The organism is Prosthecobacter sp., assembly GCF_044378005.1.
Taxonomy (GTDB): domain Bacteria; phylum Verrucomicrobiota; class Verrucomicrobiia; order Verrucomicrobiales; family Verrucomicrobiaceae; genus Prosthecobacter.
Map to the genome: position 1 here is coordinate 23,280 of NZ_JBILYB010000003.1, position 13,873 is coordinate 37,152.

Annotated in this window: 12 protein-coding genes; all 12 read left to right on the forward strand. The window is 60.8% G+C overall.

Going from position 1 to position 13,873, the window contains the following annotated elements; all coding sequences use genetic code 11:
* The first annotated feature begins 90 nt into the window (after positions 1–90).
* The 12 genes from pseB to AC6FTP_RS01195 all read left to right on the forward strand — a co-directional run bounded on the left by pseB (position 91) and on the right by AC6FTP_RS01195 (position 13,871).
* Positions 91–1,107 carry a UDP-N-acetylglucosamine 4,6-dehydratase (inverting) gene (gene pseB / locus AC6FTP_RS01140; protein ID WP_497205062.1) on the forward strand — a complete coding sequence of 339 codons (1,017 nt, stop codon included), beginning with the start codon at positions 91–93 and terminating at the stop codon, positions 1,105–1,107.
* Positions 1,104–2,276 carry a UDP-4-amino-4,6-dideoxy-N-acetyl-beta-L-altrosamine transaminase gene (gene pseC / locus AC6FTP_RS01145; protein WP_497205063.1) on the forward strand — a complete coding sequence of 391 codons (1,173 nt, stop codon included), beginning with the start codon at positions 1,104–1,106 and terminating at the stop codon, positions 2,274–2,276. Before pseB ends, pseC begins: the two co-directional genes overlap by 4 nt.
* Positions 2,277–2,286: 10 nt before the next feature.
* The gene (gene pseG / locus AC6FTP_RS01150; RefSeq protein ID WP_497205064.1) at positions 2,287–3,798 is read left to right on the forward strand and encodes a UDP-2,4-diacetamido-2,4,6-trideoxy-beta-L-altropyranose hydrolase; all 1,512 of its coding nucleotides are present in this window, start codon (positions 2,287–2,289) and stop codon (positions 3,796–3,798) included.
* A complete protein-coding gene (locus tag AC6FTP_RS01155) occupies positions 3,785–4,507 on the forward strand; it encodes a formyl transferase (RefSeq protein WP_497205065.1) in 723 nt (240 codons plus the stop codon). Before pseG ends, AC6FTP_RS01155 begins: the two co-directional genes overlap by 14 nt.
* Positions 4,504–5,187, forward strand: coding sequence for a PIG-L deacetylase family protein (locus AC6FTP_RS01160; protein WP_497205066.1), 684 nt, complete (start codon positions 4,504–4,506; stop codon positions 5,185–5,187). The genes AC6FTP_RS01155 and AC6FTP_RS01160 overlap by 4 nt, the downstream gene beginning before the upstream one ends.
* On the forward strand, positions 5,187–6,242 hold the full coding sequence (gene pseI / locus AC6FTP_RS01165; RefSeq protein ID WP_497205067.1) for a pseudaminic acid synthase: 1,056 nt from the start codon (positions 5,187–5,189) through the stop codon (positions 6,240–6,242). The genes AC6FTP_RS01160 and pseI overlap by 1 nt, the downstream gene beginning before the upstream one ends.
* Positions 6,243–7,001, forward strand: coding sequence for a cytidylyltransferase domain-containing protein (locus AC6FTP_RS01170; RefSeq protein WP_497205068.1), 759 nt, complete (start codon positions 6,243–6,245; stop codon positions 6,999–7,001).
* 100 nt (positions 7,002–7,101) lie between these two features.
* The gene (locus AC6FTP_RS01175) at positions 7,102–8,274 is read left to right on the forward strand and encodes a Glu/Leu/Phe/Val family dehydrogenase (protein WP_497205069.1); all 1,173 of its coding nucleotides are present in this window, start codon (positions 7,102–7,104) and stop codon (positions 8,272–8,274) included.
* A 5-nt stretch (positions 8,275–8,279) separates the two neighbouring features.
* The gene (locus AC6FTP_RS01180; protein WP_497205070.1) at positions 8,280–10,538 is read left to right on the forward strand and encodes a hypothetical protein; all 2,259 of its coding nucleotides are present in this window, start codon (positions 8,280–8,282) and stop codon (positions 10,536–10,538) included.
* Between the two features lie 13 nt (positions 10,539–10,551).
* A complete protein-coding gene (locus AC6FTP_RS01185; RefSeq protein ID WP_497205071.1) occupies positions 10,552–12,129 on the forward strand; it encodes a class I adenylate-forming enzyme family protein in 1,578 nt (525 codons plus the stop codon).
* Entirely contained in the window at positions 12,126–12,887 is a 762-nt protein-coding gene (locus AC6FTP_RS01190) for a VOC family protein (RefSeq protein ID WP_497205072.1), read from the forward strand. Before AC6FTP_RS01185 ends, AC6FTP_RS01190 begins: the two co-directional genes overlap by 4 nt.
* Positions 12,888–12,896: 9 nt before the next feature.
* Entirely contained in the window at positions 12,897–13,871 is a 975-nt protein-coding gene (locus AC6FTP_RS01195; protein ID WP_497205073.1) for an acyltransferase, read from the forward strand.
* The last annotated feature ends 2 nt before the right edge of the window (positions 13,872–13,873 follow it).

Genomic DNA, 13,873 nt, shown 5'->3' on the forward strand with positions numbered 1-13,873 from the left:
CAGCTTGCCTGTCCAAGCGTTCTCGAACATTGATCGCGTCCCGCCATACTGGTTTCCGCCTGAATGGCATGATCTCACCCTTCCAACTTCGTGTTCAACGCCCAGTCTATTCTCGTCACCGGAGGCACCGGCTCCTTCGGCCACAAATGTGTCGCCCGTCTGCTCAGTGACCCCGAGGTCAAACGTGTGGTCATCTACTCACGAGATGAGCTGAAGCAGTATGAGATGTCCCAGCGCTTCACGGACAAACGCGTGCGCTTTTTCATCGGCGATGTGCGTGACCGCGAACGTCTGCTGCACGCGATGGGCGGGATCGACACCGTCATCCATGCCGCTGCGTTGAAGCAGGTGCCGACGGCGGAATACAATCCCTTTGAGTGCATCAAGACGAACGTGCTGGGCGCGGAAAACGTGATCCAGGCGAGCATTGATGCCAAGGTGCGCAACGTGGTGGCACTCTCCACCGACAAGGCGGCGGCACCGATCAATCTTTACGGGGCCACTAAGCTCTGCTCCGACAAGCTTTTCATCGCTGCAAACAACGTCATCGGCGGTCAGGACATCCGCTTCAGCGTGGTGCGCTACGGCAACGTGATGGGCTCACGCGGCTCGGTGATTCCCTTCTTCCTTGAGCGCCGCAAGACCGGCGTGCTGCCGATCACGGACATGCAGATGACGCGCTTCAACATCACGCTCGAAGAAGGCGTGGACCTCGTTGTTCATGCGCTCAATCACGCGCTCGGCGGAGAGATCTTCGTCCCACGCATCCCATCTTATCGCATCGGTGATGTGGCCACGGCCATCGGGCCTGAATGCGAGCAACCCATCGTCGGCATCCGCCCTGGTGAAAAGATTCACGAGGAGATGATCACGGAGACGGATGCGCTTCAGACCATCCAAACAGAGAAGCATTACATCATCGTGCCGATGCTCTATGGACATTCGGCAGCCGATGTGATGAAGCGCTACTCGGAAAAGCATCAAGGCACTCTGGTTCCGGCAGGCTTCTCCTACAATTCAGGCAAGAACGCGGAATGGCTGACAGTGGATCAAATCCGCACGCTCATCCGGCAGTATTGTGATCCGACCTTCTCCGTGGATGCATGAGCGCCCCCTTCCTGCCCTACGGACGTCAGAGCATTGATGAGGCGGACATCGCCGCCGTGGTGGCGGTGTTGCAGTCAGATTTCCTGACTCAGGGACCTGCCATCCCACGTTTCGAAAAGTCCGTGACGGACTGGTGCGGTGCCAAACACGGCATCGCGATGGCGAACGGCACGGCCACGCTTCATTGCGCCGCGAAAGCCTTGGGCCTGGGGCATGGAGACTATCTTTGGACATCGCCCATCACCTTTGTGGCCTCGGCCAATGCAGGCCGCTACTGCGGAGCCAAGGTGGACTTTGTGGACGTCGATCCCGGAACGATCCTGATGTGCCCGGAGCGCCTGGAGCAAAAGCTCGTGCAGGCGGAAAAAGACGGCAAACTGCCAAAGATCGTCGTGCCGGTGCACTTCGCCGGGCAGTCCTGCGACATGCCGCGCATCCATGCGCTGAGTCAGAAGTATGGCTTCAAGATCATCGAGGATGCGGCTCATGCACTCGGCGGTGAGTTTGAAGGCGAAAAGATCGGCAACTGCCGGTGGTCGGACGCCGCTTCGCACAGCTTTCATCCGGTGAAGATCATCACCAGTGGCGAGGGCGGGATGATCACGACGAACGACGACGAAGTCGCCTGGCGCATCGCCACACTGCGCACGCATGGCATCACACGCGATGCCGGGCGCATGGTGAACGAGTCGCATGGCGGCTGGTATTACGAGCAACTCGAACTCGGTTTTAATTATCGCATGACCGACATGCAGGCAGCGCTCGGAGCCAGCCAGATGACGAAGCTGGAAGCCTTTGCTGCACGCAGGCGTGAGATCGCAGCCGTTTATGATCGTGAACTTGCCGGACTGCCGCTGCGGCCTCTGGCTCGTGATCCACGCGGCATCAGCGGCTGGCATCTTTACATGATCCGCCTGAACTTGAAGGAGATCCGCAGCACTCGACGCGAAGTCTTCGACAGCCTTCGAGCCCAAGGCCTCGGCGTGAACGTGCATTACATCCCCGTGCATCTTCAGCCAGATTATCAGAAGCTGGGCTTCAGCGCGGGCATGTATCCCGAAGCCGAGCGCTACTATGAAGAAGCCATCACGCTGCCGATGTTCCCCGCCATGACAGACGCCGATGTGCGGCGCGTGCGAGAAGCCTTGGCGCAGGCAACGGGCGCTTGATTTCATTCCCGTGAGTGACTCACACAGCATCGGCACCCTCTGCATCCGCGCGGATGCCGGAGCACGCATGGGTGTTGGGCATGTGATGCGCTGTCTGGCGCTGGCCCAGGCTTGGAAACTGCGGGGTGGTCGTGTGGTGCTGCTGACTCATGCGGAGGCCCCTGCCCTGATCCAGCGCCTTCGTGATGAAGGACTGGAGTTGCAGCCATTGCTGGCGGCCCAGGGTAGTCTGGAAGAGGCTGCCGAGGTGGTGAATCTGGCCGCTGAATACCCAGCGAAATGGCTCGTGCTGGATGGGTATCATTTCACGCCCGATTATCGCGCAGCGCTGAAGGTTTCCGGGCTGCGGCTGCTGATCATCGATGATCTCGCAGACACGGATCTCTCAGCGGCCGACATCCTCTTGAATCAGAACGCCTATGCCACGGCGCAGATGTATCCTGTGGCATCACGGCTTCTGCTTGGCAGCCAACATGCACTGCTGCGCCGTGAGTTTTTACCCTGGCGCAGCCAACGCGGAGCTGAGCCCGAGGAGGCGCGCGAAGTGCTCATCACGCTCGGCGGAGGTGACCCGGACAATGTGACCCTGCGAGTCCTGCATCTGCTGGCAGGCATGACCGAACGCCGGCTTGTTTTGAAAGTGATCGTCGGTTCGGCCAATCCGCATGTGGAGTCGCTGCGTGCTGCCTTGCCGATGAATCATGAGATCGAGGTGCTGGTGAATCCGCCGAACCTGCCCGAACTCATGAGCCGCGCGCATGTGGCGATCTCGGCAGCGGGCAGCAGTTGCTGGGAGCTGGCCTGCCTTGGCCTGCCGATGCTGCTGATCATCACGGCGGACAATCAACGCGGTGTCGCGGCGCGCCTTGAGGAACTGGGACTCGCGGTCTGTCTGGGCTGGCATGAGGACTTTCCGAAACAGGACACGCTGGAGTGCCTGCGGGATTTTCTGGAGGATGCGCCACGGCGTCGCCGCATGTCGGAGGAGGCGCGACTGCTGGTCGATGGCCGGGGCGCGGGGCGAGTCGTGGAAGCCATGCTCGCCCATCCGCTGACACTGCGACGGGCGATGACTGAGGATGCGCGCCTGCTCTGGGAATGGGTGAATGATCCGGCGGTGCGGGCATCGGCATTCTCGACGGACCCCGTGCCCTGGGAAGGTCATCAAGGCTGGTTCGCGCGTCGCTTGGCGGACAAGGACTGCGTCATTTTCATCGGCCTGGATGCGTGTGACGTCCCCATCGGCCAGGTGCGTTTTGAAGGCGAAGCGGAGACGGCGACTGTCGATGTCAGTGTGGCTCCGAATCAACGAGGCAAAGGCTACGCGCCACGCCTGCTGAGGCTGGCCGTGGCGACCTTGTTTGATGATCCACGTTGGCAGACGGTGCAGGCATGGATCAAGCCGGAGAACCTCGCCTCTCGGCAGTCGTTTGAGCGCGCGGGCTTTCACTGCCAGGGCGAAGAAAGCATTCACGGTCACCCGGCGATCGGCTACCATGTTCACAGCCATGAGTTCCTCTGAAAAAAACTACATCGTCGCAGGCAGCCGCCCGTGGAATCGGGCGGTGTTTGATGCGCAACTGGCCCACCTGCCGGGCAACTGGCACTTCGCAGCCACGAGCGAGGACATGGCCACTCTGCTGAATTCGGAAGGCAAGCCGCGCTACATCTTCTTCCTGCACTGGTCCATGCGCGTGCCGGATGAGTGGCTGGACTCGCACGAGTGCGTCTGCTTTCACATGACCGATGTGCCGTATGGCCGTGGCGGTTCGCCTTTGCAAAACCTCATCCAGCGCGGTCATCGCGACACGATGCTCACCGCGCTGCGAATGGTGCATGAGATGGATGCCGGGCCGGTCTATGCCAAGCGCCCGCTCAGCCTCGAAGGCAATGCCGAGGAGATTTATCTGCGCGCGGGGCGGCTTTCCGCCGAGATCATCGCCGACATGGTGCGCGATGAACCGGTGCCCGTGGCGCAATCCGGTGACCCCGTTGTCTTCAAACGCCGCCGCCCGGAGCAGAGCGCCATCCCGGCGGATCTCCCGGATCTCGGCGTGCTGCATGATTTTATCCGAATGCTGGATGCGGAGGGCTATCCGCAGGCCTTCATTGAGCATGGTGGCTTCCGTCTTGAGTTCAGTCGCGCGGCTCTCTATGATGGCCGCCTCGTGGCCGACGTGAAGGTCACCCGCCCACCCTCAAATCCGCCTCCCTCAGCTCCCGCTCCATGAAAAAAGTCCTCGTGATCGCCGCCCATCCTGATGATGAAGTGCTGGGCTGCGGCGGCACGATGGCTCGACTGGCAGCCGAAGGTGCCGAGGTGCATGTGGCGATCCTCGCCAACGGGCTGACCTCACGACCTGACTTCGATGCCGCCCAGGCCGCTGCGGCTCTGAAAGTGCATCACGACCGGGCCGAACGCGCAGGCAGGCTGCTCGGTGCCACGAGCGTGCAGGTGCTGGGGTTCCCCGATCAGAAGCTGGATACTCTGCCGCTGCTGGACATCACCCAGGCCATCGAGCGCGAGATCGAGCGGCTCCAGCCAGACACCGTCTTCACCCAGCATGGCGGGGATCTGAACATGGATCACGTCATCACCTACCGTGCCACTTTGACCGCCACCCGCCCGATGGCTGGCCGCAGCGTGCGGCGCGTGTATGCCTACGAGGTGGCTTCGTCCACGGAGTGGGCCTTCCAGCGCTTTGAGCCACGCTTCCACCCCAGCGTGTTTTTTGACATCGCCAGCACGCTGGAAAAGAAGATCGCCGCCATGCAGGTGTATGAGAGCGAGACGCGCGCCTTTCCGCATCCGCGCTCGCCCGAGGCCCTGCGCGCCATCGCCCTCCGCTGGGGCAGTGTCGTCGGAGTGCAGGCGGCGGAGGCATTTGAACTAGTCAGAGAGATTCACTAATGGACTTCAAAATCGGCAACCGTCCGGTCGGACCCGGACACCCCACCTACATCATCGCCGAGCTTTCGGCGAACCACGGCCAGGACTTCGACCTCACGGTGCGGATCATCCATGCCATGAAGGAATCCGGCGCAGATGCGGTGAAGGTGCAGACCTACACGGCGGACACCATGACCATCGCCAGTGACAAACCGCCCTTCCTCATCGGCGGCGGCACACTCTGGGATGGCCGCACGCTGCATGACCTTTACCAGGAAGCCTACATGCCCTGGGACTGGCAGCCGAAGCTGAAAGAGATCAGCAATGACCTGGGCATGGATTTCTTCTCCACGCCCTTCGATGCCAGCGCGGTGGACTTCCTCGAAGCCATGGAAGTGCCGGTGCATAAGATCGCGTCCTTTGAACTCGTGGATCTGCCTTTGCTGCGCAAAATCGCCGCGACGCAGAAGCCGATCATCATGTCCACCGGCATGTCCACGCTGGATGAAATCAGCGAGGCGCTCGACACCCTGCGCCTGGCTGGAAGCGGCCCCGTGGTGCTGCTGAAATGCACCAGCGCCTACCCGGCGACGGCGGACGAGATGGACCTGCGCACCATTCATGACATGGCGGCGCGCTTTCAAACCCATGTCGGGCTGAGCGATCACACGCTCGGCAGCACCGTGGCTGTGGCGGCGGTCGCTCTCGGTGCTTGCGTGGTGGAGAAGCACTTCACCCTCTCGCGTGCCACACCGGGGCCTGACTCCACTTTCAGCATGGAGCCGCAGGAGTTTCGCGAGATGGTCGATGCCATCCGCATCACTGAAAAAGCTCTTGGCAAAGTGAACTACGAGGTCTCGGAGAAGGAACAAAAGAGCCGCGTCTTTCGCCGCTCACTCTTCGCCGTGGCAGACATCGCCGCCGGTGAGGCCTTCACCCCTGAAAACGTCCGTGTCATCCGTCCTGCCCATGGCCTGCATCCCCGTCATCTGGAGCAGGTGCTGTGTGCCAAAGCACGCACGCCCATCGAGCGCGGCACCCCTTTGAGCTGGGATCTCGTGGAGGGAGCACCCTGAATGAAAACCATCGCCATCATCCAGGCCCGCATGGGCTCCCAACGACTGACCGGCAAAGTGCTGCGCCCCCTCTGTGGCCAGAGCATGATCGCCCATGTGCTCCAAAGAGCAGCAGCGGCAAAACGAGTGGATGAGGTCTGGCTCGCCACCTCGACCAATGTCGAAAACGATGAACTGGCCGCCGAAGTCGAGCGACTCGGTTTCCACTGCTATCGCGGCAGTGAAGACGATGTGCTCGCGCGCTTTCACGACACCGCCAAAGCAGCCGGAGCAGATGTCATCGTGCGCATTACCGGCGATTGCCCGCTCTACGATCCGACCGTCTGCGATGCCATGCTGGAGCGCTTTCATGCAGCCATGCAGGAAACGCCACCCGCCGACTTCATGAGCAGCGTTTTCGAGCGCCGCTTCCCTCGCGGACTAGACACGGAGATCTTTACCGTTCCCGCTTTGGAGCGTGATTATAACGAAGCTCATCTGCCCAACGAACGCGAGCATGTGACACCCCACTTTTATCATCACCCGGAGAAGTTCCGCGCGCTGTCCTGGGTGAATGATCGCGATCTTTCCAGCTATCGCTGGACGGTGGACACCCCGCAGGACTGGGAGTTTGTGCAGATCGTCTATGAAGCGCTCTGGCGGCCCGGCCACCTCATCACCACCGACGAAGTGCTCGCCCTGCTGGAACAACGCCCCGAACTGGCCGCGCTGAACGCGGATGTAGAGCAGAAATACAGCGCCGAGCAGAAACTCAAGTAACCGACCCGACCGAGACTATTACCCGATGATGCAGACCGTGAATGAAGTGTTGATGAAGCTGGGAGGCCCGCGTTTTGCCAGGGCTCTGGCACAGGCTGGAATGTCCGAAGATGTACTCCTGCGGCTCTCCGCACCGAAGTCCGTGCGCCGCTTCACCCTGCCCGTTCGCATGGATGACGGCTCGCTTCGCCTCTTCACTGGCTGGCGCATCGTTTACTCCAATTGCTTCGGCCCCACAAAAGGCGGTGTGCGCTTTCATCCCGCCACCAATGAAGCGGATCTGACCGGCCTGGCCTTCCGGCTGCTGCTGAAATGCGCCGTCAATGGACTGCCCCACGGCGGTGCGGCTGGCGGGGTTTGTGTCGATCCCAAAACACTCTCGATTCGCGAACTGGAACAGCTCGCCCGCGCCTACCTGAATGCTCTCGGCGAGGAGGTAGGGCCGGATGTGGACATCCTTTCCCCGGATCTCGGCACCGATGCCCGCACGATGGGCTGGATGGCGGATCAATACAATATTACCCGCCGCGCCAGCATCCCTGGAGCCATCAATGGCAAGCCACCAGCCCTGGGCGGCATCCCCGGACGGCCAGGAGCCACGGCACGCGGTGCCTGGAATGTGCTGCGCGAGGTTTTAGCGGAGCGTGAATTGGCCCACGAAGGCCTGACCTTCGCCGTGCAGGGCTACGGCAGCGCTGGTGGACACTTGTCGCGCGTTTTGCAAAAGAACGGCCTCCGAATGGTCGCCGCGAGTGACTCCACAGGCGGCATTCATTCCGAAGCTGGCCTGGATGCCGAAGCCATCTGGGAAGCACGGGAAGCCGGACGTGGAATCGCCAGCCTGGACATTTCCGGTGCTCAGGCATTGTCAGCCTCCGAAGTGCTGACCGTCAAAGCCGACATCGTCATTCCTGCGGCTACGGCCAATCAAATCACGGCGGAGATGGCCGCACGCTTGCAGTGCCGAATGGTCCTGGAAATCGCCAATGCGCCCATCTGCCCTGATGCCGAGGAAATCGTGACCTCCCGAGGCATCGAAATCATCCCGGACGTGGTCGCCAATGCCGGTGGCATCACCATGAGCCACTTCGAATGGGCGCAAAATCGTGGCGGTGCGCTCTGGTCGGCTGAGGAGGCCCGCAGCCGCCTGGATACGCGAATGATTGCCACTGCCGCCAGAATGCTCCAAGTTGCCCGCGCCCGGAGCGTGTCCCCGGCCATCGCCGCTCAATTCCTGGCCCTGGAACAGCTCTCCGCCGCCCTCTCCCGCTAATTCACATGTCGAAGTCTTTTTATCTGCACACCACCGTTCCTGGCCTGGATGATTCTGTCGCCGCCGAGCAAGGTTTTGTCATTTTTGGCAAGCATCCGGACCCCGAGGCACTCCAGCCCATGGACCTGGCGATTTTCACGGTGCATCTCGCCCGCAGACTCGGTGTGATCAACCGCGTCCCGCCCCAGGCCGGTCTGCTGCCCTACGACGCTTCGCATGACAATCTCATCTTCGATGCACCGCTTGCCGGGCTCGCTGTCGGACGTCGCATGCGCTTCCTGCGCGGCTGGAAGGACTACGGCAGTTGTGTAAAGTGCTTCAACGGCCTCGGTCTGCTTGGTGAGCACATCCTCAAGGAACTACGCCGACTTCAGAAAGCTGACAAAGCCTCCCTCAAAGCCGATGCGCTCTCCTTCCTGCGCTCCCGCAAAACGAAGCTCGATGATGGCCGCAACGCGATCTTTTCCGAAGCCGAAATCGCCGCAGTCTCGGATGACGAGATCGCCAAGATCGATCTCGAAGCGCTCGCCATCTGGAAGGTTTACGGCGCACGCCCCATCGTCTGCTCCACGTCTTCCAACATGGGCATCTCCCTCCACGAGGCGCTGCGCTTCATGCAGAAGAAGCCCGTGACTCTGGCTGGCAAAAACTTCACTGCCCTCAATGACGACGAAGGCTGGCTGATCATCTGGTGCCCGGATGAGCAGGCGGACTTCATGAATGCGGAGAAGACGGAGCATCTGCGCTCTTTGGAAACCGAGCAGCCGCCGCTCACCGTCCTGCACACCTACATCAACCGCAAACAGCGCGACCCCGGCGCGCTGAAGGACGCGCTCGACTCAGGCGGCTACTTCTTCCCCACCAATCCGCAGAGTTCAGACGAGCTGCAAAACCTGCTGGCCAACTCTCTCGGCGATGTGGCGCGTGAACGCCGCTGCACCACCGCGCAGCTCCTAGCCGATGAGAAAGTGAGCTACACCCTGCGCTCGCTCGGATGCAGCATCGAAGGCAGCCGCATCGTCGTTCGCGGCGGAGTGGAAGGCGGTTTATTTGGCCTCATGGCCGGCTATCTCGTGATGCTGGATGAAACCATCCCGCGCAATGACACAGCGGCCATTAGCACCTGGAATCAGGCATCCATCGGTGCCGCGCTCGCCGCTGCGGTGCTCGCAGACCTTGAGTTGCGCGAGCCTCAGAAGCTCAGCCCTTCCATCCGCGCAGATTTGAAGGCAACCTTCCCCGCCATCGACAGCTTCCTCAGCCGTCAGCAGCTCGGCAAAGATCTGCCCACACGCATCCACGGCGTCTTTGACCTCGCCAATCTCCAGTCACTCGCGCAACTCCTCGGTGTCGTCGTCGAGCGGCATCTCTCGGGTCGTGGCACCGCCTACGTCGGCCTGGGCTCCAGTTCCTATGCCAACGGCAACCGCTGCTACTCCATCCTCAAGGCAAGCCTGCTTTGCAACGGCCCCTTCATGGGCAAGGAGACCTTCCATCCCGCCACACACACGCTGAACCCCATCGCGCAGGCTTTGATCTATGCCGATGACATGCACCGTGCGGCCAGCCAGCCCGCGTTTGCCAGCATGAGCACCGAGGAACGTGTCCGCTACATCATGCAGCATTCGAAGAAGCCGGAACCCGCCGGTGCCGCCGCCATGGCGGGCTACCTGCTCTCCCGCCTCGATGAACGCACGCTCTCCGTCATCGAACTCGCCGCCGTGCTGCGACTCGCTGGATTTGATTCGGCCATGTTCCTCGAGTTTGCCGGATTCAACAAAGACGTCCAGGGCACCAACTGGTTCCTCCAGGAGGCGAGCGAAGAAGGCCCTTACATGGAAACGCTGGCCAAGCAGTTCCTCCAACTCATCGACCGCGACCTCAAGGATCTCCTCGAACTCGCCCGGCATGAGCGCACGCACAGCCGCCTGAACTATCGCCTCCGTCCGCTCGATCCTGCTGCCTTTGAAGCGCTCAATCCAGCCGTGAACATCTACCTCACCGGCGACAACACGCGCCAGCCGAAGGCCAAGCTCGTGCAGGGCATTTTAGAACGCTACCTCATGACGAGAGAGCAGTTGGTCACCCTTCTCTCCGAAGATCAAGCCGTGCAAAATCGCGCGCAGGAGGTGGACTTCATCACCCTCGTCAATCTCAGCTTCAGCAAGGTCGCATCAGGCCTGAAATGGCTGCAAAACAAAATCGAAGCCACCGGTCAGGGCATCCTCGCCTCACGCATCTCCGCCATGGCGGAGAAAAACTAATCCCTTCGCTTTCATGTCGCAGACAACGCTCGTTAACCGCATCCGCAGCGTCTTCGAAGAGAATCGAGACCGGGTGTTTTTGATCGAATCGATGACGGGTCGCTCGTGGACCTTCGCCGAACTTCATGAATGGGGTCTGCGTGGCGCGGCTCTGCTCAAAAGCCATGGCATCGGCAAAGGAGACCGCGTCGCCCTGGTGCTGGCAAACTCCGCTGAGTTTGCCGCGATGTACTTCAGTTGCCTCTTCATCGGTGCCGTGGCCGTGCCTGTGAATCAGGCACTGCACACGGATGACGTCAGCTACATCCTGCAGCACAGCGGCGCCAAGCTGCTGCTCTTCTCGCGCTGCACTCGCTCGCTCGTTTTGCAGGCGACTGAGAAGCTCAACACTCTGAAGCAACTGCGCGTCGCTCTCGGACAGGAGACGAGCTTCCATCCTGAGGATGTCGATGAAGCCTGGACCTTCGATCAAGGCACGACAGATCCATCGATCATCCCGCTCGCGGATGTCAGCGATGACGACACACTGCTCATCCTTTTCACCTCCGGCACCACCGGACGTCCGAAAGGCGTGGTGCATCCCGTGCGCTCCGAGTTTGGCAATGCCGTTGCCTTCAATGAAGCGATGCAGTTCGGCACCGAGCACCGCTTTCTGCACATCTGGCCCATGGCCTACAGCAGCGGCTACCTGAACACGCTGATGTCCCCCTTCATGGCTGGCAGCAGCGTGGTGCTTTCCTGTGCGTTCACCGCGCAGACCATCCTCGCGTTTTGGAAACCTGTGCTGGAGCATCAGGCGAACACGCTCTGGCTTTCGCCCACGATGATGGCTTCGCTGCTGCGTTTGGATCGCGATCAGGCGGGCATCGACTACTGCCGCGCGAACGTCAAAAGCGTCTGTGTCGGCACTGCGCCTCTTGCTTTGAAACTGAAGAAGGACTTCGAAACCAAATACGGCGTCGAGTGCATGGAAAGCTATGGCTTGTCCGAGCTTCTCATCATCAGTGGCAACGTTCCCACCAAGCCACGACTGGAAAACTCGGTCGGCAGTCTGCTTGCGGGAGTCGAGTTCATCACCGCTGCTGAAAACGGCGGTCATCAAGCCGCTTCGCAGGAGGGCGAGATCCTTGTTCGCACGCCTTTCAAGATGCTCGGCTACCTCAACACGGAGACTGGCGAAGTCGAGGCATCACCGGCGAACGAATGGTTCCCAACCGGCGACATCGGCCTCATGCAGGACGATGGAAACATCTTCATCACTGGCCGGAAAAAGGATCTCATCATCCGTGGGGGTCAGAATCTCAGCCCGCGCGCGGTCCGCGAATGCTTGCTGCATCATCCCTCGATCGATGACGCCGTCGTCGTCGGCATCCCGCATGATTTTTATGGCGAGGAAGTCGCCGCAGCACTCAAGCTCAAGCCAGGACTTGTGCTGGCCGACGAGCAATCCTCCATCCTCCAGCACTGCCGCAAACACCTCGCCCAGGCCGCCGTGCCGACCAAGCTCAAGCAGCTTGATGAGTTCCCGATGGGCAGCACGGGCAAGATCCTGAATCGCGAAGTCCAAAGACTGCTGGCGGCAAAATCATGATCCTGGGAGTCAGCCACATCGTCCTAGGCAGTACGAACCTGGAACGTGACCGCCAGTTGTTCGAGTCCTGGGGCTGGCAGCTCCGTTTTGAGCAGCGCGACATCGCGACCTTTGAAGGCAAGCGCCCCTTCATGTGTACGTCCTCGGATGACCTCTCCTTGGTCTTCCTCCTGCCACCGCAGGGCACGCCGGTGGAGTTGATCCATTACGCGAATGAGCTGCCGCCTGAGCATCCTGCGCCGCTGCAAATCGTGCTTCCCTCAGGTGATCTGGCATCGGAAACCAAGACCAGCCTGCCAGAGGTTTCTGAGTTAAGCATCAATGGCCTCACCAGCCCACTTTGGTTTTCCGCAGCAGCACCTCAGCCCAGCCTGATCATTCATCGCGTCACCGACCTCGATGCAGCCTGCCGCTTTTGGGAAAAAGGCCTCGGCTTCCGCCGCTCGAAGCAGCCATCCCCCATTGCAGGTGCCGTGCTTCTGGAATTCCCCAGCCTCATGCCGCAATGGCGTGCCTCCCTGCTGCTCGTGCCCACCGAGGGACCACCTGCGCGCCCTTTGCTCGACGGGCCCGGCTTCCGCGTGCTGTCCATGGTCAGCACGCAGTTTGAAAAAGATCGCACCCGGATGTTTGAACAGGGCGGAGCCATCGCCTCCACCGGCACGATGGAATTGAAGGTCGATGGGAAAGACCTGCTCCTTGATCTGGTGCAGGGGCCGGATGGCATCATGGTTGAAATCTTCCAGACTCTCAGATAAAACCAGCGAATGAACCATTCAGGCCGCAAGCACGACGACCAGAGCCTTCAAGCTCTTGCGGGTCGCTTCCCGGCCTTGCAGGCAGCGAAGATGGCCTGGTTTCACGAACCTGCCCAGACTTCTGACCAAGCTCCAACTCCCGTCCTGCTGGCCGAGTTTCACGGCGAACGCGTGGATGATGTGCGCACACTCCGCTCCGATGTTTCCGCAGCCCTTGCCGAGCTTGGATCACCTGCCGAAGTGGAGCTGGTGCGCGCTGGATGGCTGCCTCTCGGTGGTGATGGGCAAGTGATCGTCACCGAGATTGCCGCCCGTCATGCCGCAGCGCTGGAGGCGAAAAAGCGTACGATGATCGAGAACGGCTCCTTTGCTACACTGCCGGAGTCAGCGAAGGACAGCTTCCGTTACTTCGGCACGATGTCGAAAATCCGCACGCCCTGTGAGATCACCTACCCCGAATGCATCACGGTAGGGAACTGGGTGAGCTTCGGCCGCTACGGCAAGATCGTCATGCTGCCCGAGAAAGCCTTTGGCGGAGCCTGCGGCAAACTCGCCCGCCAGCACTACCCCGAACTCGCCCACACCTTTGACTTCACGGATTGGGAAAAAGACCGCCCCGCTGATCTCTACTTCGGTGATGGCACCACCATCGGCGACCGCTATTTCATTATCTGCACGCAGTCGATTGAGTTCGGCAAACACGTCATGACAGCCTCCGACCTGTTCGTCTCGGACTGCCATCACATCTTTGAAGAAGTCGAACTGCCTCCCGTGCTGCTCCCCCCAACAAAAGGCCGTCCCGTCAGCATTGGCGACCACGTCTGGATCGGCATTCGATGCAGCATTCTCGAAGGCGTGACCATCGGGCGACATGCCGTCGTGGCTGCTCACTCGGTCGTCAAAGACGACGTGCCGCCCTACTCTCTCGCCGCCGGCACTCCGGCCAAAATTCGCCGCCATTTTGCTCCACCCTCAAACGCCTAAAC

Coding starts and splice junctions, on each gene's coding strand:
- AC6FTP_RS01160 (WP_497205066.1), top strand. CDS start 4,504: ATGAAAAAAGTCCTCGTGATCGCCGCCCATCCTGATGATGAAGTGCTG.
- AC6FTP_RS01155 (WP_497205065.1), top strand. CDS start 3,785: ATGAGTTCCTCTGAAAAAAACTACATCGTCGCAGGCAGCCGCCCGTGG.
- pseC (WP_497205063.1), top strand. CDS start 1,104: ATGAGCGCCCCCTTCCTGCCCTACGGACGTCAGAGCATTGATGAGGCG.
- pseI (WP_497205067.1), top strand. CDS start 5,187: ATGGACTTCAAAATCGGCAACCGTCCGGTCGGACCCGGACACCCCACC.
- AC6FTP_RS01190 (WP_497205072.1), top strand. CDS start 12,126: ATGATCCTGGGAGTCAGCCACATCGTCCTAGGCAGTACGAACCTGGAA.
- AC6FTP_RS01175 (WP_497205069.1), top strand. CDS start 7,102: ATGTCCGAAGATGTACTCCTGCGGCTCTCCGCACCGAAGTCCGTGCGC.
- AC6FTP_RS01195 (WP_497205073.1), top strand. CDS start 12,897: ATGAACCATTCAGGCCGCAAGCACGACGACCAGAGCCTTCAAGCTCTT.
- AC6FTP_RS01185 (WP_497205071.1), top strand. CDS start 10,552: ATGTCGCAGACAACGCTCGTTAACCGCATCCGCAGCGTCTTCGAAGAG.
- AC6FTP_RS01170 (WP_497205068.1), top strand. CDS start 6,243: ATGAAAACCATCGCCATCATCCAGGCCCGCATGGGCTCCCAACGACTG.
- AC6FTP_RS01180 (WP_497205070.1), top strand. CDS start 8,280: ATGTCGAAGTCTTTTTATCTGCACACCACCGTTCCTGGCCTGGATGAT.